This window comes from Sphingomonas sp. LT1P40, from assembly GCF_036663835.1.
Lineage (GTDB): Bacteria > Pseudomonadota > Alphaproteobacteria > Sphingomonadales > Sphingomonadaceae > Sphingomonas.
Genome location: NZ_JAXOJT010000001.1, coordinates 816,190 through 837,365 on the forward strand (window position 1 = coordinate 816,190; position 21,176 = coordinate 837,365).

The window sequence follows — 21,176 nt, forward strand, 5'->3', positions numbered from 1 at the left end:
GGTGGCCCATTGTGAACTTGGAGCAAGCGAGCCACTTTGGCGGCGATCATATCGATAAGGGCTAAATCGTGACCCAGCCGCAGCTTCGCCCTGTGCTCCTGACCGGTGCGACAGACTTTCGTGCTCGGGCGCGAGCGATTGGCAAGGTGGCGCTGTATCTGTTGATCGCATTCCTGTCGGCCTTGCTTTTATCCGCTGTGCTCAAGGCTGCGACGGGGCAGACGCTTCAGGAGCTGATGCGATCGGGACCGGCAAACGCGCTGCTCGCGCACACGGCCCTATTGTTAGCATTGGTGATTGTTCCGACCGCGATCTCGCTGCGTCTCTGGAGAGAGCCGTTTGCCTGGTCGGGCTGGTCCCCTGCCGGTGTCGGGCGACTGGCGGCAATCGGGCTTGGCAGCGGCGCTACGCTGATGGGATTGATCATCTTCATTCTCTGGGCGGCGGGGGCGTGGTCGGGTGTGATGGGGGACGTGTCATGGGGGCAGCTTTTGGAGATAGCGTTGCTCTCTGCGCTGCTGTGGCTGACCCAGGCGGCGCATGAGGAGGGGTTGCACCGGGGCTATGCGTTCGTGCAGCTGTCGCGCGCGATATCCTTCTGGCCGGCGGCGGCGATATTAAGCTTCTGGTTTATATGGGGGCATTTCGGGAATGAAGGCGCGACGACGGTGTCGCTCGCAGTCGCAGGGCTGTTTGCGCTGGTGCTGGCCTATTCGTTGCTTCGCACTGGGTCGCTGTGGTTCGCGCTAGGTTTTCATGCCAGCTGGAATTTCACTCAGAGTTTCGTGTTCGGACTCTATAATAGTGGCAGTGGCAGCCGCGACGCGCTGATGGTGTCGCAGGTGCAGGGGTCGCCTTTGTTGACGGGCGGGAGCGCGGGGCCGGAGGGGAGCGTGCTAAGCCTGGGTGCGATCATGATGCTGGCAGTGCTGGTGCATTTCGGATTGCCGCAGCGGGATTTGTCCGGCCGTGCGATACGCAGTTAAGCCGCCGCCAGCGCATTTAGCACCCGCTCAACCAGCCATGCCTTGTCCTGTGGCCGTGCGAAGCTGTGGCTATCGGTGTTGCATTCGTGGGGGGTGATGCGGGTGCGCGCCTTGGCGAACGGCTGGGCTTTCCAGTGGTCGGCGAAGGCGATGGCGGTGTTGTCGGACTTGGCGAGCAGGATGGTGACGGGGGTGGTGGTGGCCTCCAGCGCCTTGGCGAGGCGGGCGGGTAGGCTGGCGGGGGCTGAGGCTGGTTTGGCGGAGGCTTTGGCGAGGCCGCTGATGAGTTTGCGCAAGTTTACGCCGCCGGTGACGAGGCGGAGCAGCTCGCGGGGGTTTTTGAGTTTTTCGAGGTAGCGCGAGCGGATCGCGGCGGCGGGGGGGAGGTCGTTGCCGCCTTCCTCATTCGGCTCGATCGTCCAGGGGTTGGTGAGGATCAGGGCGTCGATCGCTGCGGCATCGTGGAACAGGATCAGCGCGCTGGCGGCGTCGCAATTGCCGAAGGCGATGACGCGGGTGAGGTGGGGCGCCGCGCGGCGGAAGGCGGTGGCGGCTTCGGAGATGTCCTCAGCTGTGCCCTCGAACCCGTTGTTTTCGCCGGTGGAATCGCCGATGCCGCGGCGGTCGTAGCGGAAGACGGGGTGGCCCGCCGCTGCGATCTGCGCGGCGAGTTCGGCCATGCCGCGATGCGCGCCGATGCGGATTTCATTGCCGCCGGAGACGATCAGCAGGCCGGTTGTTCCGGGGGCTTCGTCGAGCGTGGCGGCGAGGGTTTCGCCTGCGCATTCGAAGGTGGTCAGGCGGCGCATGTGGCAATCCAGGCGGCGATGTCGTCGGCGATGCGGGCCGCGAAGTCGGGGTCGTTGTCCGGCTCGGCGCGGCGCCAGAGTGGGCTGCCCGGGAGTTTGTGGTCAGCGGGTTTGGCTTCGGTCTCTAAGCGGACGGTGCGGGTGTTGTCTGTGGATGGCATTGCGGTGGTGAGCTCGGTCAGGAAGGCGGGGGCGATGAGGTTGCCGGCGAGTTCGATCGGCGCGGTGGCGGTGTCGATGCTGGCGGGGTCGAACGGGGTGCCGGATTCGCGGGCCGAGGCCTGACGCGCGCGGATGAGTTCGCGGCGGAGGTCTGCGCCGTTGGTGGGGGATAGGTGGTAGCGGGCGGTGACGTCTGCGGTGGTGTCGAGGAGGGTGCCGCTGCGGATGGCCAGGGTGAAGATGTTGGTCGCCCTCACCCTTCCGGCGCTTTGCGGCTCCCTCCCTCTCCCGGTGGGAGAGGGATTCAGTGCCGCTGATGCGGCAGCGAAACCTGCACGCAATTTTTTAAGCGTGGTTTCATGCGTGGGGAGGAGGCTTTCGCCCTGGCCGGGGAGGTCGGGAAGGGCGCTGGCGATGCCGCGGTCGGCGAGGGCGCGCAGGATCGTGACGGTGAAGGCGCGGGTGCGATTGGCTTCCTCGAACAGCGGGAGGGCGGCTATCACGACGGGGCCGGTATCGGGGCCGAAGCGGAGCATGGCTTCGCGGCCCCCGGACCAGTCGTAATGGTCGATCACCTCAGGTCAGCGCCTTTGACGCCGCGAACTGGACGAGCGCGCCGAAGGTTTCAAGCATGTCGCCATCGACTTCGTCATCCTCGATGATGATGCCCAGGCGATCCTCGATCTCGGTCAGTACACCGGCGACGGCCATCGAATCGAGTTCGGGGAGTGCGCCGAACAGCGGGGTCGCCTCATCGAATGCCGCCGCGCGATCCGCGCTGATGCCGAGTATGTCGCGCAACACACCGCGCACGGTTTCCTCGACTTCGCTATATCCGTCCGGCTGCAAACGCTTTCCCCCTGCCATTTGGCAAACCCGTTACTCGCTGGGGCCGCGCTAACGCAAGACTTGGCACTTTATCGTTAACGGATCGGCGGTATGGAATCGCATCATGGTTCCGCTCGACCCCACGCCACGCCCGATCGATTCACTCAGCTTGCGGGGTGCGCCCGGCGATGTTGCGCTGGAGGATCGCGCCGGGACGCTGACTTATGCCGAGCTGGAGGCGGCGGTTGGCGCGCTGGCCGGGTGGCTGCGGCGACAGGGGTTTGCCGAGGGTGCGCGGGTGGCAACGTGGTTGCCGAAGACTCGGATGGCGTGCCTCATGCCGCTGGCGGCGGCGCGGGCGGGATTTGTGCATGTGCCGGTCAATCCGGTGCTGAAGCGGGCGCAGGTGGCGCATATTCTTGCCGATAGCGGGGCTTCGTTGCTGCTGACGCAGAACGCGCGGGCGCTGACGCTGGAGAGCGGGGATGTGCCCGCGGGCTGTCGCATCGCGATGGAGGATGAGCCGGATGCGGCGGATGTTCTGCCGGTGTCGGACGCCGATCCCGGTGCGTTGGCGGCGATCCTGTACACGTCGGGATCCACCGGGCGGCCCAAGGGCGTGATGCTGAGCCATGCCAATATGTGGCTGGGGGCGGTGTCGGTTGCGCATTATCTGAAGGTGACGGCGGCGGATCGCGTGCTGGGCGTGCTGCCGCTGAGTTTCGATTATGGGCAGAATCAGTTGTTTTCGAGCTGGGCAGCGGGCGCGCGGGTGATCCCGCTGGACTATCTGACCGCCAAGGATGTGATCAAGGCGGTGGACCGGCATGACGTCACCACGATCGCCGGGGTGCCGCCGCTGTGGGTGCAGGTGCTGGACGCGGAATGGCCGGAGGCGGTGGCGGCGAAGGTGCGGCGGCTGACCAATTCGGGCGGGGCGCTGACCACGCCGATGGTGCGCGGGTTGCGGGCGAAGTTTCCGAATGCCGACCTGTACCCGATGTACGGGCTGACCGAGGCGTTTCGGTCGACTTATCTGGAGCCGGGGTTGGTCGATGCCAATCCGGATTCGATGGGGCGGGCGATCCCGTTTGCGGAGATCATGGTGGTGCGGGCCGACGGCACGCGCGCGGATGCTGGCGAGCCGGGGGAGCTGGTCCATGCCGGGCCGCTGGTGGCACAGGGTTACTGGCAGGATGCGGAGCGGACGGCGTTGCGGTTCAAGCCTGCGCCCGACTTCTCCGAATATGGCGGCATGGCGGTGTTTTCGGGGGATAACGTCGTCGAGGGCGCGGACGGGCTGTTGCGGTTCGTGGGGCGCGACGACGAGATGATCAAGACGGCGGGTAACCGGATCAGCCCGACCGAGGTCGAGGAAGCGGTGCTGGCGGGCGGCGAGGCAAGCGAGGCGGCGGCGTTTGGGGTGAAAGATGCGCGGCTGGGGCAGGCGATCGTCGTGGTAGCCGTGGCGCGGGGGGATTCGGCTGAGGCCGAGGCGAAGTTGCGCGAGCGGTTGCGGCGGGACTTGCCGAGCTTCATGCAGCCGGGGCGGTATGAGTGGCGCGATGCGCTGCCGCGCAACGCCAATGGGAAGTTCGACCGGTCGGGACTGAAAGCGGAGTTGACGTCATGAAGCCGATCGGGCCGATCCCGCCCTATTTTGCGGGGCAAAGCGAGCTGGTGATTGCGGGCAAGACCGCGACCGCGTGGGTAGCGGAGGCGGGGTCGCCGTTGTTCGTTTATGACGTGGAGATCGTGACCGAGCGGCTGACGCGGTTGCGGGCGGTGTTGCCGGATGCGGTCGAGATCCACTTTGCGATCAAGGCCAATCCGTTGCCGGAAATGCTGGCGGCGGTCGCGCCGATGGTCGGCGGGCTGGACGTCGCGTCGGGCGGGGAGCTGGTGAAGGCGCTGGCGGTGAAGGACGCGGCGCAGATCAGCTTTGCCGGGCCGGGGAAGCGCGATGTCGAGCTGGAGGCGGCGATCATTGCGGGCGCAACGCTGAATCTGGAGTCCGAGGGCGAGGCGGAGCGGGCGCTGACGATTGGCGGACGGCTTGGCGTCACGCCGCGGCTGGCGGTGCGGGTGAACCCGGACTTCGAGCTGCGCGGGTCGGGCATGAAGATGGGCGGGCGCGCGTCGCCGTTCGGGATCGACGCGGCGCGGGTCCCGGCGCTGGTGCGGCGAATTATCGACGCGGGCGCGGACTGGCGGGGGTTCCATATCTTTGCCGGGTCGCAGTCGCTGGATACGGCGGCAATCATCGAGACTCAGGCGGCGACGGTGGCGCTGGCGGCACGGCTGGCGGATGAGGCGGGGGCGGTGCCGCCGCTGGTGAATCTGGGCGGCGGGTTCGGGATTCCGTATTTTTCGGGTGACGTCGCGGTGGATATTGCGGCGGTCGGCGCGGCGCTGGGCGAGACGCTGGCGGCGCGGCCCGCGCGGCTGGCGGAGTCGCATTTTGCGATCGAGCTGGGGCGGTGGATCGTGGGCGAATCGGGCGTCTATCTGATGAGCGTGATCGACAAGAAGAAGAGCGGCGAGGAGACGTTCCTGGTGTGCGACGGCGGGCTGCATCATCAGCTGGCGGCGTCGGGCAATTTCGGGACGGTGGTGAAGCGCAATTATCCGGTGGCGGTGGCGGCGCGAATGGATGACGAGCCGACCGAAACCGTGTCCATTGTGGGTCCACTTTGCACGCCGCTGGACCGGCTGGCGGATCGCGTGGCGTTGCCGCATGCGGATGTCGGTGACGTTATCGCAATTTTCCTGGCCGGAGCCTATGGCGCGAGTGCCAGCCCGGCGGCGTTTCTGGGGCATGGCCCGGCGGCGGAGATCGTCGCGGGTGGATAATCAGGCGGAAGGACGACGAATCCGCAGAAAGTCGCGGGTTTCGGGATCGGTATAGCCGTCCCACCCGCCATGCAGCGTGGCCCGCGCCCGGGTGAAATCCATGCCGAGTGGCAGGAATACCAGCTGGGCCAGCGCCGTGCAAAGCAAGCCCCACCATGCCAGCACCTCCTGCTCCTGAATCAGCGCCAGCGCGTCGCAGGCGAGCATCGGCATGAACATAACCCAGGCGGCGATACACCATTCGTTGCGCAGATAGCGGCTGCCGATCACGAACGCGGTCAGATGCTGGGCGAGATTGACCCAGTGAAGCGGCGCGCCCAGCCAATAGCCGAACTCGCCCGCCAGCCAGCTGAGCACGATCACGCGCGCCAGCGGACTGAACGGCGCGACGAACAGCGCGGTCAGCAAAATGCCCAGATAGTAAAGATGCCCCGGACCCATGCGCGCCTCTAAACGTCCGGTTCGGTCGGCGATGGCGGTGGCGGCGGTGGCGGCGGCGAGGGGGATGGCGGGGGCGAAGGCGACGGCGGATACCCGCCATGCTGCCCGTCGTCGATCGTCAGAGCTTGATCTTCGATCATTTCCGTCCTCCTGCTTCACCCCGTCTATACATCGTTTCGGGGGCGTTCGCGCTTCATTTCGATGCGCCGCGCGAGGATCGTTCCTAACGCAATCTTTACCTCTCACACCCCATAGCAAGCCCGATCCTGTGCGAATTTTACCGTTGGTTCGCCAATGGGTTCACATGGTGTGGGAGGTTACGGGTGATGCGTTTTTCACAGGCTGGCCGGGTAATCGCGCTCTCGCTGATGGCGATGGCGACGCTGTCCGGTTGCATGAGCGGCGGCGGTGGCCGTCCCGAATTGCCGCCGACGACGTTCGTCGCCAGCCAGGAAGGGCCGGGCGAGGAATATATCATCGGCCCGCTCGACAGCCTGCAGATCTTCGTCTGGCGCAATCCCGAGCTGTCGGCGAAAGTGCAGGTGCGCCCCGACGGCCGTATCACGACACCGCTCATCAGCGACATGCCCGCAGTCGGCAAGACCCCGGCGATGCTGGCGGACGATCTGAAGATCGCGCTGGGCGAGTATATCAAGGACCCGATCGTATCGGTGATCGTCGAGAGCTTTTCCGGCACGTTCAGCCAGCAGATCCGCGTGGTGGGTGCGACCGAGAAGCCGGCGTCACTGCCGTATCGTGCAAACATGACGTTGCTGGACGCGATGATCACGGTCGGCGGGCTGAGCGAGTTCGCGGCGGGCAATCGCGCGCGTCTGATCCGCTTCGACAAGAATAGCGGGCGGCAGCGCGAATATCGCGTGCGGCTGAACGACCTGCTGAAAAACGGCGATGTGAGTGCGAATGTGCGGCTGGAGCCGGGCGACGTCATCATCATCCCCGAGAGCATGTTCTGAGGGGCCGCGACTGATGGGGGGCCTTTGGGAAGAAATCCGTGCCGCGTTGCACGGCGTGTGGCAGCGGCGCTGGATCGCGGTCGCGGTCGCGTGGGCCTTGTGCCTGATCGGCTGGCTGGTCGTGTCGCAGATTCCGAACCAGTATGAGAGCCGTGCGCGCGTTTTCGTCCAGCTGCGGCAGATTTTGCCGGGCGAGGGGCTGGCGACGCAGCAGGAGCAGCAAAAGGATATCGACCGGGTTCGCCAGACGCTGACCAGTGCGGTCAATCTGGAGAAGGTTGTGCGCAGCACCGCGCTGGCCAACACCGTGGCGACCGACCGCGACGTGGCGGATCGGGTTGCGGGTTTGCAGACCAAGATCAAGGTCACGGCGCAGCAGGACAATCTGTTCGAGATCACGACGACGGCGGCCGACGGCAAGCTGGCGCGGTCGATCGTGCAGAAGCTGATCGACATTTTCGTCGAGGACAATCTGACACAGGGCCGGGACGAGGCGAGCCAGTCGCTCACCTTCCTCGATCAGCAATTGCAGGCGCGTCAGAAAGCGTTGCAGGAATCCGAGGCCAAGAAGGCGGAGTTCCAGGCCAAATACCTGGGTTCGCTGCCCGGTACCGGCACGCTGGCCGAGCGGCTGGCGGCGGCGCGCAGCCAGCTGGCGCAGGTCAATGGCGATCTTTCCGCCGCGCAGAGCAGCCTGGCGGCGGTCAATGGACAGATGGCGGGGACTGCCGCCACGGTGGCCGGTGCTGGCGGCGGTGCCGTCGCAGGACCGGCGCGCGCACGCGTGTCCGCAATTCAGGGACAGATTGCCGAAGCGCGTGGGCGCGGCTGGACCGACAGTCATCCCGATATGATCGCATTGCGCAGCCAGTTGTCGGCGGCACAGGGCGCGGCGCGGGGCGAGCGGGTCTATTCCGGCGGCGGGGGTGCTTCGAGCAACCCGCTCTATCTGAGCCTGCAGGCGATGCAGGCGGACAAGTCGGCGCAGGTCGCGGCACTGGTCAATCGCAAGGCGCAGATCGAGGCGGATATCGCCACGTTTGACCAGAAGATCGCGGGCGATCCGGCGGCGGCGCAGGAACAGGCCGAAATAGACCGCAATTATCAGGTGCTGAAGTCGCAGTACGACAAGCTGCTGACCGACCGTGAGAATGTGAAACTGCGCAGTCAGGCGGCGAGCCAGACCGATGCGGTGAAGTTCAGCGTGATCGACCCGCCGACCGCGCCGGTCACGCCGACCGCGCCGAACCGTCCGCTGTTGCTGACCGGCGTATTGATCGTGGGTCTGGGCGGCGGGGCCGCCGTGGCATTCGGCCTGAGCCAGATCGCGGGGACGTTTTCGACGTCCGGGCGGCTGGAAAAGGCGTCGGGCATGCCGGTGATCGGATCGATCGGGCAAGTGCTGACACAGGCACAGATTTCGATGCGCAAGCGCCGGATGCAGATGTTCGCGGCGGCGATGGGCGGACTCGCGTTTGCCTGGATTGCGTTGCTGGGGCTGGAAATGTTCCAGCGCGGCATGAGCGCGTGAGGGGGAAACGATGAACGATCAGACCCCAAAGCGCTTTCGCGGTTCGCTGCTCGAACGGGCGGCGGAACTGTATGATCTGACGCCGCACGCGCGGCCGGTGCAGCAGGCGTCGATGCCACCGATGCCACCGATGCCTGAGCCGGTGGAACCGCTGACGCTGACCGAGGTCGAGCCGAAGGCACCGGTGTTCGAGCGGGTCGAGGAACCGCGTGCGCCGCTGGTGCGGCCTGCGCCGGTTGCCGAAGCGCCACAGCCCGCGCCAGCAAAGGTTACCGACCGTCGCCGTGTGGTGATCGACCGCAAGCGGCTGGCCGATGAGGGCATGCTGGTGCCCGGCGCCGCCGTGACCGCGCTGGCCGAGGAATTCCGGCTGGTGAAGCGCCAGTTGCTGAATACGTCGCGCGCGATCCGTTCGCGCGACGCGGACAAGGCCCGGATGGTGCTGGTGTGTTCGGCCAAGCCCGACGACGGCAAAACCTTCTGTGCGATCAACCTGGCGCTGTCGCTGGCAGCCGAGAAGAATGTCGAGATTTTGCTGGTCGATGCCGATTTCGCCAAGCCGGACATATTGAACCGGTTGGGCGCGCCCGAGGGGCCGGGGTTGCTCGACGTGCTGGCCGGAACCGTTGCGAGTGCCGAGGATTGCATCCTCGATACCGACGTGCCGCAGCTGTCGGTGCTGCCGGCGGGGACCAAATCCAACGCCGATACCGAGATGCTGGCGAGCGAACAGGCGCATGCGATCCTCGACGGGCTGGCAGCTGCCAATCCGCGCCGCATCGTGATCTTCGATTCGCCGCCTGCGCTGGCCGCGTCGCCCGCTTCCGAGCTGGCCGGGCATGTCGGACAGGTGATGCTGGTGGTGCGGGCCGACCGCACGACCGAGAGCGATTTGCGCGAGGCCGTCGCGCTGCTGGACGGGTGCGAGCAGATTCAGCTCGTTCTCAACAGCGTTTCCTTTCAGCCGGGCGGTCGTCGCTTTGGCAATTATGGCGCCTATTACGGGGAACCGTCGTCATGAAGTTGATCGCCGCGGCACTGGCCGCAACCGCATTGATCGCGCTGCCCGCTATGGCGAAGGAGAAGCGCAAGTCGATCGAGCCGTATATCGACGCGGGTCAGGTGCTGGTCGCCGATCTGGGCGGCGGGGGCGAGGTGCTGACCTATTCCACGCTGGGCGTCGGGGTCGATGCGTCGATCCAGACGCGCCGGGTCGAGGTGCAGCTGAGCTATAAATATGAGCGCCGGTTCGATTATCAAAAGGATGTCGCCGACGGCGACACGCATAGCGGCCTCGCGCGCGCAGCCGTTAAGGTTACGCCGGGCTTCACGGTCGAGGGCGGCGCGCTGGCGACGCGGGCGCGTAGCGATATTCGCGGCGATGCGCCGGGCAATCTGGCGGGCAATGTGCGCAACACGTCGCAGGTCTATACCGCCTATGCCGGGCCGACCTTTCACACCGGCGACGGTCCGGCGAGTCTGAGTGCCGCCTATCGGTTTGGCTATACCAAGGTCGAGCAGCCCGACATTCCGGGCGTCGATCCGACGGCCCCGCCGCTGGACGTGTACGATTCGTCGAAAAGCCATCTGGCGCAGGTGCGCGCGGGCGTGAAGGCGGGGACGATCCTGCCGGTCGGCGTCAGTGCCGCTGCGGCATGGAACCGCGAAGAGGCGAGCCAGCTCGACCAGACCTATGACGGCAAGTTCGGACGCGTGGACGCGGTATTGCCGGTCGGGCGTGGCCTCGCCGTCGTCGGTGGCGTCGGTTACGAAAAGATCGAGATTACCCAGAAAGACGCGCTGCGTGATGGCGGCGGCAATATCGTGCGCGATGGGGCGGGGCGGTTCGTAACCGATCCCGCATCGCCGCCGCGCATCGCCTATGAGGTTGAGGGCATTTTCTGGGATGCGGGCGTAATCTATCAGCCCAATTCGCGCTTCATGGTCGAGGCGCGCGCGGGACGTCGCTATGACACGATGAGCTATACCGGCGCGCTGAACTGGCAGATGTCGCGGCGGTCTTCATTGCAGATCGGCGTTTATGACTCGGTTGAGAGCTTTGGTCGCCAGCTGTCGCGCGACCTGGCGTCGTTGCCGACCAATTTCGAGACGCCGGTCGATCCGTTCGGCGATGCATTCAACGGTTGCGTGTTCACCAGCGCCGGTTCGGCGGCGGGTGCGTGCCTCGACAACGCACTGGGGTCGATCGCCAGCGCGAACTATCGCTCACGCGGCGCCAATCTGGTGCTGTCGATGAATGCCGGGCCGACCAGCTTCGGCTTTGGCGCGGGCTATGCCAACCGCCGCTATCTGGTGCCGGCGGGATCGTCGGTGCTGGCGGGGACGAGCGACGAAACGTGGTTCGCGCAATTTTCCGCCGGGCAGCAGCTGGATGCACGATCGGGCATCAACGGCGTGGTCTATGCGAATTACTTCACGACCACCATAGCGGGTGCGCCCAGCGTGATGGGTGCTGGCGCGAACGGCACTTACTATCGTAACTTCGGGCCGCTGAGCGCGACCGCGTCGCTGGGTATCTATACGTTCGATGTCGAGAGCGAGGGGAGCAGCACGTCTGCCCAGGCGCTGCTCGGCCTGCGTTACGGGTTCTAAACGGGTCCAGTCTTAGGGTGTAAGCATGTACGACGACCATTATGGATTGAGCGGTCGACCGTTCCAGCTGACGCCCGACCCGGCGTTCTGGTTCGACACGACCACGCACCGCAAGGCGATGGCCTATCTGGGCTATGGGCTGAGCCAGGGCGAGGGATTCATCGTCATCACCGGCGATCCCGGCGCGGGCAAGACGACTTTGGTCGGGCATTTGATGGAGACGATCGACCGCGAGCGGCTGAACGTCATCAAGATCGTGACGACTCAGATCGAGGCCGAAGACCTGTTGCACATGGTTGCAGCCGGGCTGGGTGTGGATAGCGCCGGTATGGCCAAGGCGCAGATGCTGGCGGGAATTGAAAAGGGGCTGCACGCGACGGCGCGCGACGGCAAGCGCACGCTGCTGATCGTCGACGAGGCGCAGGCATTGCCGATTGCGAGCCTGGAAGAGCTGCGCATGCTCTCCAATTTTCAGGCGGGCGGCTATCCGCTGTTGCAGATATTCCTGTTGGGGCAGCCCGAATTCCGGTCGCGGCTGGCCGATCCGAAGCTGGAGCAATTGCGCCAGCGCGTGATTGCGATGCATCAGCTCGACCCGATGGGCGCGGAAGAGCTGGAGCCGTATCTGATCCATCGCCTGTCGGTGGTGGGCTGGCGTGGGCGTCCGCGTTTCACCAACGATGCGGTCGCGGCGATCCATCGCTGGTCGGGCGGGGTGCCGCGCAAGGTGAACCAGCTGGCCGGGCGCGTGTTGCTGTTCGGGGCGATCGAGCAGATCGACAGCTTCAGCGGCGCGGATGTCGAGGCGGTGATCGCCGATCTGGATAATGATACGATGGTGGCCGGACGTCCGGTGGCGGCGGCTGCGGCGTTCGAGGCTGCGGCAGCTCCGGTGGTGGCCGAGGTGAAGCCGGTGACCGAGGGTGATCTGGGCGCGCGGATCGGGCGGCTGGAGGCGCGGCTGGAGGAACAGGATGCGGCGTTGCGCCGCGTGCTGACGCTGATGGTCGATTTTATCGAGGCCGAAGAGGGCAAGCACGCGATCCGGCGCGGGACCGCCGCCTGAATATGGTATCGAACGCGCTCTCTGTCGATGTCGAGGACTGGTTCCAGGTCGGCGCCTTTGAAAAGGTGATCGCGCGCGACGATTGGGCGGCGCTTGAACACCGGGTCGAGGCGAATACCGATGCGGTGATCGACCTGTTTGCGGAGGGCGGGGTCAAGGCGACGTTCTTTACGTTGGGCTGGGTCGCGGATCGGCACCCGGCGCTGATGCGGCGGATCGCGGATGCGGGGCATGAGGTCGCCAGCCACGGCTGGGACCATCAGCGCGTGTTCAGCATGGGGCCGGAGCAGTTTCGGGCGGATATCGCGCGGGCGCAGGCGGTGCTGGAAGATGCGACGGGACAGGCCGTGAAGGGCTATCGCGCGCCTAGTTTCTCGATCGACAAGCGGACACCGTGGGCGCACGAAGTGCTGGCGGAGGCGGGCTATGCCTATTCGTCGAGCGTCGCGCCAATCGGGCATGACCATTATGGCTGGGCGGATGCGCCGCGCGCGGCTTTTAGACCGGTTGCGGGGGCCGAGCTGATCGAATTGCCAGTGACGACGGCCAGGTTTTTCGGGCGTGAAGTGACAACCGGGGGTGGCTTTTTCAGGCTGTTGCCGGGGCGCGTGGTGTATCGAGCGATCGACGCATTGAACGGGGCGGGGCAGCCAGCGGTGTTCTATTTTCATCCGTGGGAGATCGATCCCGGCCAGCCGCGTGTCGCAGACGCGCCGCTGAAGTCGAAGCTGCGCCATTACAGTCGGTTGGGCGCGATGGCCGGGAAGATGCGGACGTTGATGGCCGGGCATCGCTGGGATCGCACCGATCGGGTGGCAGCGGCGGAAGCGGAGAAGCTGAATTGAACGCGCCGATGCTTCATCGCCCGCTGACGCTGCGCTTTGCCGATTTGAGCGACCCGATCGACCGGGCGCGGATCGGGGCGTATGTGCATGAGCATAAGGACGGCACGCCGTTTCACTTGCCCGCGTGGAGCGCGGCGGTGGCGAAGGGGTGCGGGCAGGTATCGCATTATCTGATCGCCGAGCGCGGCATGCAGGGGATTGTCGGCGTGATGCCGCTGACCGAATTGCATTCGCCGCTGTTCGGGCGGGTGTTGGCGTCGGCCGGGTTCGGGGTTGGCGGGGGTATCCTTGCCGATCGGCCGGACGTGGTGACGGCGCTGGCCGAGGCGTGCTGGGCGCTGGCGCAGCGGGTGAGTTGCCCGAGCGTGGAGGTGCGCGGCGGGCCGTTGCCGGGGCCGGAATGGACCGTGGACGACAGCCATTATCTGGGCTTTGCGCGCGATCTGGCGGCGGATGACGAAGCCGAATTGCTGGCGATCCCGCGCAAGCAGCGTGCCGAGGTGCGCAAGTCGCTGGGCTATGACCTGAGTGTTTCGACCGGTCAGGAAGCGTCCGACGTCGCAGCGCATTATGCCGTTTATGCGGAATCGGTGCGCAATCTGGGCACGCCGGTGTTTCCGCGCGCCATGTTCACGGAAGTGTTGCAGGAGTTTGGCAAGGCTGCCGACGTGCTTGTCGTGCGGAGTGGCGTAGATGCAGTGGCGGCGGTGTTAAGCCTGTATTGGCGCGGAACGGTTTATCCCTATTGGGGCGGCGGCACGGCGGACGCGCGGCGGCTGCGCGCCAATGACCGGATGTATTTCGAGCTGATGCGGCATGCGCGTGAGCGCGGCTGTTCGCGGTTTGATTTCGGGCGGTCGAAGGTCGGCACCGGGGCGGCGGCGTTCAAGAAGAATTGGGGGTTCGACGCCGAACCGCTGACCTATTACGATCGCGTGGCGGACGGCGCGTCGATCCGCGATGCGAACCCGCTGAACCCGAAATATAAGTTGCAGGTGGCGCTGTGGAGCCGTCTGCCGCTGGCGATCGCCAATCGGGTTGGCCCGTTCATCGCGCGGGGTCTGGGCTGATGGGGGATATCCTGTTTCTGGCGCATCGCGTGCCCTATCCGCCCGACCGGGGGGACAAGATCCGCGCGTTCAATATCCTGAATTATCTGTCGCGCAAGAAGCGCGTCCACCTGATCGCGTTCGCCGACGATCCCGCCGATCTGAAGCGCAAGGGTGCGCTGGCGAAGATCACCGGCAACCGCCAGATCGTGTGGCGCGGCAAACCACAGGCGGTGGCGGGGATGCAGGCGTTGCTGTCGCGCCGACCGATATCGCTGACGGCATTCGACAATGCCGAGCTGCACAAGGCGGTTGAGAGCATTTTGCTGCGGCATGCGATTGACACGATCTACGTCTTTTCCAGCCAGATGGCGCAGTATGTGCCACTGCGTCCGCGCCAGAAGGTGGTGATGGATTTCGTCGACATGGATTCGGCGAAATTCGCGTCCTACGGCAAGGCGACCAAGGGCTTTTCCGGCTGGATGCTGCGGCGCGAGGCCAAGTTGCTGGCGCAATATGAGAAGTCGGTGGCGGCGCGGGTGGATGCCAGCATTTTCGTGAGCGAGGAAGAAGCGGCGCTGTTCCGTGAGCGCACCGGGGCCGAGCGGGTGCATGCCGTGGGCAATGGGATCGACACCGGGATTTTCGACCCGACCGCGCATTTCAAGCGGATCGACACGATGGGCGCGCTGATCGTGTTCACCGGGCAGATGGACTATCGCCCGAATGTCGAGGCGGTGACGTGGTTCGTCGAGACGATCCTGCCACATATCCGGTTGAAACACCCGCAGGCGCGCTTTGCCATTGTCGGGCGCAAGCCGACCGATGCCGTGCTGGCGCTGGCGAAGCAGCCGGGGGTTACGGTGACGGGCGAGGTGTCCGATGTGCGCCCGTGGCTGGCGGCGGCATCGGTGGTCGTCGCGCCGCTGAAGCTGGCCCGCGGGGTGCAGAATAAGGTGCTGGAGGCGATGGCGATGGCGCGGCCCGTGGTCGTGTCGGGCGCGGCGGCGACCGGAATCGACCATGGCGGGACGATCCGCGTCGGCGATACGGTCGGCGAAATTGCCGATGCGGTGACGAAATTGCTGGCCGATCCGACGATGGCGTCCGAGCTGGGTGCATCGGCGCGGCAGCGGGTGATCGACCATTATAGCTGGGACGCGAAGCTGGCGGCGCTGGACGGCATCCTCGGGCTGGGCGGGCGCGGCGATCCGCAGGCGCGGCGGACGGCGGCGGCATGACCGCCATGACTGGCGCCTTGCCGACGCAGGGCAAGGCGGGATTCGATGCGCGGTGGCAGCGGCACGCGATGCTGTTGGGCGGGGTATGGGCGGCGCTGCTGATCCTGTTCCACCGCGATGTCGCGGACCTGACGACGATTTACTGGACCAATACCACGTTCGGGCATTGCCTGTTCATCGCGCCGGTGGTCGGCTGGCTCGTGTGGCAGCGGCGCTTTGGACTGACTCAGGTGGTGCCGGCCGCGTGGTGGCCGGGGCTGGCGATCGTTGGCGGGGGCGGGTTCGCGTGGTTGCTGGGCGATGCGGCGGGCGTTGCGCTGTTCCGGCATCTGGGGCTGGTCGTCATGGCGCAGGGCGCGGTCGTGGCAGTGCTGGGGCCGAATGTGTCGCGCGCGGTGCTGTTTCCGCTTTGCTACATGATTTTTCTGGTGCCGTTCGGCGAAGCGCTGGAGGGGCCGTTACAGGATCTGACGGTCGCCATATTGGTGCCGTTGCTCGACCTGTTCGGAGTGCCCGCGCACATTGATGGCGTGCTGATTACGACGCCGAACGGCTATTTCGAGGTGGCTGAGGCCTGTTCGGGCGCGAAGTTCGTGATCGCGATGATCGCTTACGGCGCGCTGGTGGCCAATGTCTGTTATGTCAGCTGGACGCGGCGCGCGGCGTTCATGGCCGTCGCGCTGATCGTGCCGATCGTCGCCAACGGGTTTCGCGCGTTCGGCACGGTCTATGCCGCTTATCTGACGTCGGTCGAACAGGCGACCGGCTATGACCATATCGTCTATGGCTGGTTCTTCTTTGGCGCGGTGATGGCGGGCGTGCTGGCGATCGGGTGGAAATGGTTTGACCGCGATCCCGATGCGCCGTGGTTCGACCCGGCAAAATTGCAGGGGTGTTGGATCGGCACGGCGCAGATGCCGGCGGTGGTCGCGCTGACCGCGTTGTTCGTCGCCAGCCTGTTCATGGCATGGGGCGGGGCGATTGCAGCGCGCGCGGACACGCTGCCCGCGAAGATCGCGTTGCCGAACGTGCCGGGGTGGACGCAAATTCCGCTGAGCAAGCGCGCGATATGGACGCCGAATTACCCGGGCGCGGATCATTTCCTGATGGCGCGTTATGCCGATGGGATGGGGGCGGAGGTCGATCTGGTGCTGGCGGTTTATGGCAGCCAGCGCGAGGGCAAGGAACTGGTCGGGTTCGGTCAGGGCGCGATCCGCGAGAACGACAAATGGGTGCGGATCGAGAATTTGCCTGCGATGGACGGTGCGAGCGTGCTGCGCATGACGGCGCCCGGTGCCGGTGGCGGACCGGTCGAGCGCGAGGTTGCGACCTGGTATCGCGTGGGCGACCGGCTGACCGCCAGTGAATCGCGGGTGAAGCTGGAGACGCTGACGGCGAAGCTCCTGGGCGGGAAACAGCGTGCGGTGGCGGTGATGGTGTCGGCGGAAAAGGGCGAGTTGCCGGCGGGCGCGGCGATGAAGCGGTTTCTGGGCGCGGTCGGGCCGGTGGATGCACTGGCGGATCGGGCGGCGGGGGTGCGGTAGTTTTTATCCTCCCCCGCCAGGGGGAGGTGGCAGGCGTAGCCTGACGGAGGGGGAGGAGCCCCCAACGCTCGTTCTGGAATCCTCCCCCTCCGGCGCTCCGCGCCACCTCCCCCTGGCGGGGGAGGATTGGTAACCGTTGCTGTTCATTCGCGCACTATTTAGGAGGCAAGTCATGTGTGGAATTGCTGGCCTCTATTACCCCGCCATCGCCAAGCCGGTGGAGCCGCAGCGCATTCGCATGATGACCGATGCGCTGGTGCATCGCGGGCCGGACGGGGCTGGGGTGTGGACGGCACCGGGCGTGGGGCTGGGGCATCGGCGGTTGTCGATCATCGATCTGGCCGGCGGCGCGCAGCCGATGGCGACGCCTGAAGGCGATGTGGTCGTCAGCTACAATGGCGAAATCTATAATTTTCAGGAAGTCCGCGCCGAGCTGGAGGCGAAGGGGGCGCGGTTCGTCAGCAACAGCGATACCGAGGTGATCCTGCATGGCTGGCGCGCGTGGGGGCTGGGCGTGCTGGACAAGATCAACGGCATGTTTGCGATCGCGCTGTACGATGTGCGGAAACGGTCGTTGCTGCTGGCACGCGACCGGCTGGGCGTGAAGCCGCTCCATTATGCCGAATTGTCGGACGGGGCGGTGGCGTTTGCGTCGGAGATCAAGGGGTTGCTGGCGCATCCGCTGTTCCGGCGGAAGCCCGATTTGTGCGCAATCGAGGATTTTCTGGGGTTGGGTTATGTGCCCGACGATGCGAGCGTGCTGGCGGGGGTGAAGAAGCTGCCCGCCGGGCATTATCTGTTGCTGGAGCGGGGGAAGCCAATTCCGGCACCGGTCGAGTGGTGGAATGTCGATTTCTCGAAGCGGGCGGCGGGCAAGGAACGCGATCTGGAGGCCGAGCTGGTCGAGCATCTGCGCGTCGCGGTGCGGTCGCGGATGATTGCGGATGTGCCGTTGGGGGCGTTCCTGTCCGGGGGCGTGGATTCGAGTGCGGTGGTTGCGCTGATGGCGGAGGCGAGCCGCAATGCGGTGAAGACCTGCACCATCGGGTTTGACGAGGCGGGGTATGACGAGACATCCTATGCGTCGCTGATCGCCGAGCGGTTTCGCACCGAGCATCGTGTGAAGACGGTGGCGGCGGATGATTTCGCGCTGATCGACACGCTGGTGCATCATTTCGACGAGCCGTTCGCGGATGCGTCGGCGCTGGCGACGTACCGGGTGTGCGAGCTGGCGCGGGAGACGGTGACGGTGGCGCTGTCGGGCGATGGCGCGGACGAGGCGCTGGCGGGGTATCGGCGGTACAAGTTTCATGCCGCTGAGGAGCGGGTGCGCGGATTGCTGCCGGGGGCGGTGCGCGGGCTGTTCGGGGCGCTGGGGCGGGTCTATCCCAAGGCGGACTGGGCACCGCGACCGTTGCGCGCGAAGACGACGCTGCTGGCGCTGGCCGAGGATGGCGGTGCGGCCTATGCCAAGGCGGTGGGGGTGACGACGCCGGGGGTGCGTGCAGGACTGTACACCGATGCGGCGCGGGCGGCGCTGGGCGGGCATGTGGCGGAGGCGCGCTATGTCGAGACGATGCGGACGGCCCCGGCGCGGGACGGGCTGGACCGGGCGCAGTATGCGGATTTCAAGCATTGGCTGCCCGGCGATATCCTGACCAAGATGGACCGCACCAGCATGGCCGTGAGCCTGGAGGCGCGGGAGCCGTTGCTGGATTACCGGTTCGTCGAGTTCGCCGCGACGCTGCCCACGTCGATGCGGATCAGGGGCGGGCAGGGCAAGTGGCTGATGAAGAAGGCGCTGGAGCCGTATCTGCCGAAGGAGGTGTTGTACCGCCGGAAGATGGGGTTCGTGACGCCGGTGTCGGCGTGGTTCCGTAAAGGTTTGGCGGACGAGGCAGCGGGGCTGGCGCGTTCACGCGTGCTGGCGGGGAGCGGGTGGTTTGAGCCGAAAGCGATCGCGCGGCTGGCGGAGGAGCATCGCAGCGGGCGGGCGGAACATGGGCGGACGTTGTGGCAGCTGATGATGCTGGAGCGGAGTTTGGGGCGGTTGTTTGGGTGAGGGTACTGATCAGTGAAAGCCGACGCTTGACTGCCATTTACGGCTTATTCGGCACATGTTCTCTTGCATCGAGCACATTGCGCAGATCGGTGTAAGCCGAACGCCATGCCGGATCAGCCTTAAACAAGATGAGGTTCTTGGCCGAGGCAATCTCCTCGTCCGACAAATCGCTCCAATCGCGGCTTTCTTCGCACCACCGCAGGCGCTTCAAGCGAGCTAGCAGCGCACCCGTCGGCATTGCTTCGAGTTGCTCGCGATCGACCGGCTGCAACGCGCGCTTTAGCCCATGTCCCTTTTTCATAGCGGTAGGATAGTTCCGAGATGACCGTCCGCAAGTGATTGTCGGCGGGCCTCAAATTTACCCGTCATGCTGAACTTGTTTCAGCATCCACCCATCCTCATGCGACGTCGCCGCTTGTGGTGCGGTGGATGCTGAAACAAGTTCAGCATGACGGTAGTGGGAGGGCGGCGGGGGGCAGCATCGCCTCAGTGAAACCCCACGCCCCAATACGCCATTGCCGCATGTACCGTCAGCATCATCAGCGCGATCGTTGCCAGCACGAATGCCGCGAAGCGGACGATGACGCGGTTGGTGGTGACCTGGATCAGGCTGTGGGCGATGCGCAGGACGACATAGGCCCAGGCGATGGTGGCGTTGAGATTGTCGCCCTGCTCCATCAGCGCGAGGACGATGCAGATGGCGTAGAACAGCACCGGTTGTTCGAGCAGATGGTTATAGTTGTCGGCGGGCCATTGCAGGCGTGGCTCGATCTTGGCGCGCAGGTCTGCGCCGACGCCGCCGCGTAAGGACATCGTGTCGATCTTCGCGGCCTTCATGCCGGGGATGCGGGTGGCGTACATCCACACCCACATGACGAGCGTCCAGCCGATGAGGGCGATGACCGGGCCGAAGACGGCGGGTTGCATATGTGGTTTCCTCCCCTGTTTGGGGGAGGGTGGCGGAATTGTTTCGGGGGTGCAACTTAGGCTCGCTTCATTCCTCCCCCGGAGGGGGAGGGGGACCAGCGAAGCTGGTGGAGGGGTAACTCTCCGCAAGCGAACCGGTAGCTTTTGGAGAGCTACCCCTCCGTCATCGCTGCGCGACGCCACCTCCCCCTCCGGGGGAGGAATGGTTACTTCGCGTGCAGCGCCGTCCATGCGGCGAACCAGTCCATCCATTTGGCTCCGGGATTGTCGGCGGGGAGGAACCGCGCGCCGAAGCCGTGGCCGCCGCGTTCCAGCAAATGCGCTTCGACTGGCACCTTGAAGCGGCGGGCGGCCTCGATCGCGGCGATGCTTTGGGTGACGGGGACGGTGTTGTCGTCCATCGCGTGGAGGATGAAGAGCGGCGGCATTCCGGCGCGCATCCGTGACAGCGCGTCGTGGCGGGCGCTGGCGGCGGGGGTGGGGTTTTCGCCGAGGAGGTTGGCGGACGAGCGGCTGTTGAGGCCTGCCGTGCGGAAGCTGACGACGGGGTAGATCAGGCCGGAGAAAGCGGGGCGGGCGGAGAGGCGGTCGGCGGTGCCGATCGGGTCGTACACCATATCGTCATGGCCAACGGTGAGGATCGCGCCGAGATGGCCGCCGGCGGAGAAGCCGCAGATTCCGAGCTTTTCCGGCACGATGCCGAAGCGGCGGGCGTTGGCGCGGATCAGGCGCATGGCACGCTGCGCATCCTGAAGCGGCACATCGGCGCGGTTGGCCCAGCCTTCGCCGGGCAAGCGATAGGCGAGGACGAAGACGGTGATGCCGTGCGGGGTGAGTGAGCGGGCGACGTTGATGCCTTCATTCTCGAGGCTGACGAAACCATAGCCGCCGCCGGGGATCGCCAGCACCGCGCGACCATTGGGGCGGGCGGGGCGATAGACGCCGATATGCGGGCGGGCGATGCCACGCTCCCAGCGTTCGGGGCGACTGGCGGGGCCGTTCATCGACGGCGCGGTGGCGGGCAGGCGCGGCGGTGCGCCGGGGGGCAGGCCGGGCCATAGCATGAAATGTTCGCGCGGGGGCCAGGTGGTGAGCGGTGCGGTTGGTTGAGTCTGGGCGCGGGCGACGCCGGGAAGGGCGAGGGTTGCGCCGGCGGCGATGAGCGTGCGGCGGTCGAGGGTCGTCGTCATGTCATCTGACTAGCGGATAGCATCGGGCTTTGCATCCCGGACACGCCTCCCATAT

At 65.9% G+C, this 21,176-nt stretch carries 21 protein-coding genes; 13 read left to right on the forward strand and 8 right to left on the reverse strand.

Features of this window, described 5'->3' with window-relative positions; genetic code table 11:
- The first annotated feature begins 68 nt into the window (after positions 1-68).
- Positions 69-986: a CPBP family intramembrane glutamic endopeptidase gene (locus U1702_RS03915; RefSeq protein ID WP_332722236.1), complete on the forward strand. Its 918-nt coding sequence runs from the start codon at positions 69-71 to the stop codon at positions 984-986.
- Here U1702_RS03915 and U1702_RS03920 read toward each other — a convergent pair.
- From U1702_RS03920 to U1702_RS03930, 3 genes are read right to left on the reverse strand one after another with little or no spacing between them, the layout of a single operon-like run.
- Complete coding sequence (locus U1702_RS03920) at positions 983-1,795, reverse strand: hydrolase 1, exosortase A system-associated (protein ID WP_332722238.1); 813 nt, start codon at positions 1,793-1,795, stop codon at positions 983-985. The two genes, U1702_RS03915 and U1702_RS03920, sit on opposite strands and share 4 nt — an antisense overlap.
- Positions 1,783-2,532: a hypothetical protein gene (locus U1702_RS03925; RefSeq protein WP_332722240.1), complete on the reverse strand. Its 750-nt coding sequence runs from the start codon at positions 2,530-2,532 to the stop codon at positions 1,783-1,785. Before U1702_RS03925 ends, U1702_RS03920 begins: the two co-directional genes overlap by 13 nt.
- 1 nt (position 2,533) lies before the next feature.
- Positions 2,534-2,824 (reverse strand): acyl carrier protein, encoded by a 291-nt coding sequence (locus tag U1702_RS03930; RefSeq protein ID WP_332722242.1) that lies wholly within the window; start codon positions 2,822-2,824, stop codon positions 2,534-2,536.
- 85 nt (positions 2,825-2,909) lie between these two features.
- Here U1702_RS03930 and U1702_RS03935 point away from each other — a divergent pair, with 85 nt between their 5' ends.
- Complete coding sequence (locus U1702_RS03935) at positions 2,910-4,418, forward strand: acyl-CoA ligase (AMP-forming), exosortase A system-associated (RefSeq protein WP_332722243.1); 1,509 nt, start codon at positions 2,910-2,912, stop codon at positions 4,416-4,418.
- Entirely contained in the window at positions 4,415-5,638 is a 1,224-nt protein-coding gene (locus U1702_RS03940) for a pyridoxal-dependent decarboxylase, exosortase A system-associated (protein WP_332722245.1), read from the forward strand. Before U1702_RS03935 ends, U1702_RS03940 begins: the two co-directional genes overlap by 4 nt.
- Here U1702_RS03940 and U1702_RS03945 read toward each other — a convergent pair whose 3' ends face one another.
- Together U1702_RS03945 and U1702_RS03950 are read right to left on the reverse strand one after the other, a co-directional pair.
- Positions 5,639-6,079 (reverse strand): hypothetical protein, encoded by a 441-nt coding sequence (locus U1702_RS03945; RefSeq protein ID WP_332722247.1) that lies wholly within the window; start codon positions 6,077-6,079, stop codon positions 5,639-5,641.
- Between the two features lie 8 nt (positions 6,080-6,087).
- Positions 6,088-6,219, reverse strand: a complete 132-nt coding sequence (locus U1702_RS03950) for a hypothetical protein (RefSeq protein WP_332722249.1) — start codon at positions 6,217-6,219, stop codon at positions 6,088-6,090.
- A gap of 186 nt (positions 6,220-6,405) precedes the next feature.
- Between U1702_RS03950 and U1702_RS03955 the strand changes: the two genes are divergently transcribed.
- The 10 genes from U1702_RS03955 to U1702_RS04000 all read left to right on the forward strand — a co-directional run bounded on the left by U1702_RS03955 (position 6,406) and on the right by U1702_RS04000 (position 19,004).
- Positions 6,406-7,053 carry an XrtA/PEP-CTERM system exopolysaccharide export protein gene (locus U1702_RS03955; RefSeq protein ID WP_332724561.1) on the forward strand — a complete coding sequence of 216 codons (648 nt, stop codon included), beginning with the start codon at positions 6,406-6,408 and terminating at the stop codon, positions 7,051-7,053.
- Between the two features lie 13 nt (positions 7,054-7,066).
- Positions 7,067-8,584, forward strand: coding sequence for an XrtA system polysaccharide chain length determinant (locus U1702_RS03960; RefSeq protein WP_332722251.1), 1,518 nt, complete (start codon positions 7,067-7,069; stop codon positions 8,582-8,584).
- Positions 8,585-8,594: 10 nt separating this feature from the next.
- Positions 8,595-9,605 (forward strand): AAA family ATPase, encoded by a 1,011-nt coding sequence (locus U1702_RS03965; RefSeq protein ID WP_332722253.1) that lies wholly within the window; start codon positions 8,595-8,597, stop codon positions 9,603-9,605.
- Complete coding sequence (locus U1702_RS03970; RefSeq protein ID WP_332722255.1) at positions 9,602-11,197, forward strand: porin family protein; 1,596 nt, start codon at positions 9,602-9,604, stop codon at positions 11,195-11,197. The genes U1702_RS03965 and U1702_RS03970 overlap by 4 nt, the downstream gene beginning before the upstream one ends.
- A 25-nt stretch (positions 11,198-11,222) precedes the next feature.
- Entirely contained in the window at positions 11,223-12,263 is a 1,041-nt protein-coding gene (locus U1702_RS03975) for an XrtA/PEP-CTERM system-associated ATPase (protein WP_332722257.1), read from the forward strand.
- A gap of 2 nt (positions 12,264-12,265) precedes the next feature.
- Entirely contained in the window at positions 12,266-13,108 is an 843-nt protein-coding gene (locus U1702_RS03980; RefSeq protein ID WP_332722258.1) for an XrtA system polysaccharide deacetylase, read from the forward strand.
- Between the two features lie 8 nt (positions 13,109-13,116).
- Positions 13,117-14,178: a FemAB family XrtA/PEP-CTERM system-associated protein gene (locus U1702_RS03985; protein ID WP_332722260.1), complete on the forward strand. Its 1,062-nt coding sequence runs from the start codon at positions 13,117-13,119 to the stop codon at positions 14,176-14,178.
- Positions 14,178-15,398, forward strand: coding sequence for a TIGR03087 family PEP-CTERM/XrtA system glycosyltransferase (locus U1702_RS03990; RefSeq protein WP_332722262.1), 1,221 nt, complete (start codon positions 14,178-14,180; stop codon positions 15,396-15,398). Before U1702_RS03985 ends, U1702_RS03990 begins: the two co-directional genes overlap by 1 nt.
- 5 nt (positions 15,399-15,403) lie before the next feature.
- Positions 15,404-16,942 carry an exosortase A gene (gene xrtA, locus U1702_RS03995; protein WP_332724563.1) on the forward strand — a complete coding sequence of 513 codons (1,539 nt, stop codon included), beginning with the start codon at positions 15,404-15,406 and terminating at the stop codon, positions 16,940-16,942.
- Positions 16,943-17,114: 172 nt separating this feature from the next.
- The gene (locus U1702_RS04000; RefSeq protein ID WP_332722264.1) at positions 17,115-19,004 is read left to right on the forward strand and encodes an XrtA/PEP-CTERM system amidotransferase; all 1,890 of its coding nucleotides are present in this window, start codon (positions 17,115-17,117) and stop codon (positions 19,002-19,004) included.
- Positions 19,005-19,041: 37 nt separating this feature from the next.
- Here the strand turns inward: U1702_RS04000 and U1702_RS04005 are convergent, their stop codons facing one another.
- From U1702_RS04005 to U1702_RS04015, 3 genes are all read right to left on the reverse strand, one after another.
- On the reverse strand, positions 19,042-19,305 hold the full coding sequence (locus U1702_RS04005; RefSeq protein ID WP_332722266.1) for a hypothetical protein: 264 nt from the start codon (positions 19,303-19,305) through the stop codon (positions 19,042-19,044).
- Between the two features lie 185 nt (positions 19,306-19,490).
- Positions 19,491-19,931: an MAPEG family protein gene (locus tag U1702_RS04010; protein WP_332722267.1), complete on the reverse strand. Its 441-nt coding sequence runs from the start codon at positions 19,929-19,931 to the stop codon at positions 19,491-19,493.
- Between the two features lie 206 nt (positions 19,932-20,137).
- Positions 20,138-21,121 carry an alpha/beta hydrolase gene (locus tag U1702_RS04015; RefSeq protein WP_332722269.1) on the reverse strand — a complete coding sequence of 328 codons (984 nt, stop codon included), beginning with the start codon at positions 21,119-21,121 and terminating at the stop codon, positions 20,138-20,140.
- Positions 21,122-21,176 lie beyond the last annotated feature (55 nt).

Bases quoted from the DNA above. Each gene is read 5' to 3' on its own strand.
- U1702_RS03920 (WP_332722238.1), bottom strand. From the start codon at position 1,795: ATGCGCCGCCTGACCACCTTCGAATGCGCAGGCGAAACCCTCGCCGCC.
- U1702_RS03930 (WP_332722242.1), bottom strand. From the start codon at position 2,824: ATGGCAGGGGGAAAGCGTTTGCAGCCGGACGGATATAGCGAAGTCGAG.
- U1702_RS03935 (WP_332722243.1), top strand. From the start codon at position 2,910: ATGGTTCCGCTCGACCCCACGCCACGCCCGATCGATTCACTCAGCTTG.
- U1702_RS03940 (WP_332722245.1), top strand. From the start codon at position 4,415: ATGAAGCCGATCGGGCCGATCCCGCCCTATTTTGCGGGGCAAAGCGAG.
- U1702_RS03945 (WP_332722247.1), bottom strand. From the start codon at position 6,079: ATGGGTCCGGGGCATCTTTACTATCTGGGCATTTTGCTGACCGCGCTG.
- U1702_RS03950 (WP_332722249.1), bottom strand. From the start codon at position 6,219: ATGATCGAAGATCAAGCTCTGACGATCGACGACGGGCAGCATGGCGGG.
- U1702_RS03955 (WP_332724561.1), top strand. From the start codon at position 6,406: ATGCGTTTTTCACAGGCTGGCCGGGTAATCGCGCTCTCGCTGATGGCG.
- U1702_RS03960 (WP_332722251.1), top strand. From the start codon at position 7,067: ATGGGGGGCCTTTGGGAAGAAATCCGTGCCGCGTTGCACGGCGTGTGG.
- U1702_RS03965 (WP_332722253.1), top strand. From the start codon at position 8,595: ATGAACGATCAGACCCCAAAGCGCTTTCGCGGTTCGCTGCTCGAACGG.
- U1702_RS03970 (WP_332722255.1), top strand. From the start codon at position 9,602: ATGAAGTTGATCGCCGCGGCACTGGCCGCAACCGCATTGATCGCGCTG.
- U1702_RS03975 (WP_332722257.1), top strand. From the start codon at position 11,223: ATGTACGACGACCATTATGGATTGAGCGGTCGACCGTTCCAGCTGACG.
- U1702_RS03980 (WP_332722258.1), top strand. From the start codon at position 12,266: ATGGTATCGAACGCGCTCTCTGTCGATGTCGAGGACTGGTTCCAGGTC.
- U1702_RS03985 (WP_332722260.1), top strand. From the start codon at position 13,117: ATGCTTCATCGCCCGCTGACGCTGCGCTTTGCCGATTTGAGCGACCCG.
- U1702_RS03990 (WP_332722262.1), top strand. From the start codon at position 14,178: ATGGGGGATATCCTGTTTCTGGCGCATCGCGTGCCCTATCCGCCCGAC.
- xrtA (WP_332724563.1), top strand. From the start codon at position 15,404: ATGACTGGCGCCTTGCCGACGCAGGGCAAGGCGGGATTCGATGCGCGG.
- U1702_RS04000 (WP_332722264.1), top strand. From the start codon at position 17,115: ATGTGTGGAATTGCTGGCCTCTATTACCCCGCCATCGCCAAGCCGGTG.
- U1702_RS04005 (WP_332722266.1), bottom strand. From the start codon at position 19,305: ATGAAAAAGGGACATGGGCTAAAGCGCGCGTTGCAGCCGGTCGATCGC.
- U1702_RS04010 (WP_332722267.1), bottom strand. From the start codon at position 19,931: ATGCAACCCGCCGTCTTCGGCCCGGTCATCGCCCTCATCGGCTGGACG.
- U1702_RS04015 (WP_332722269.1), bottom strand. From the start codon at position 21,121: ATGACGACGACCCTCGACCGCCGCACGCTCATCGCCGCCGGCGCAACC.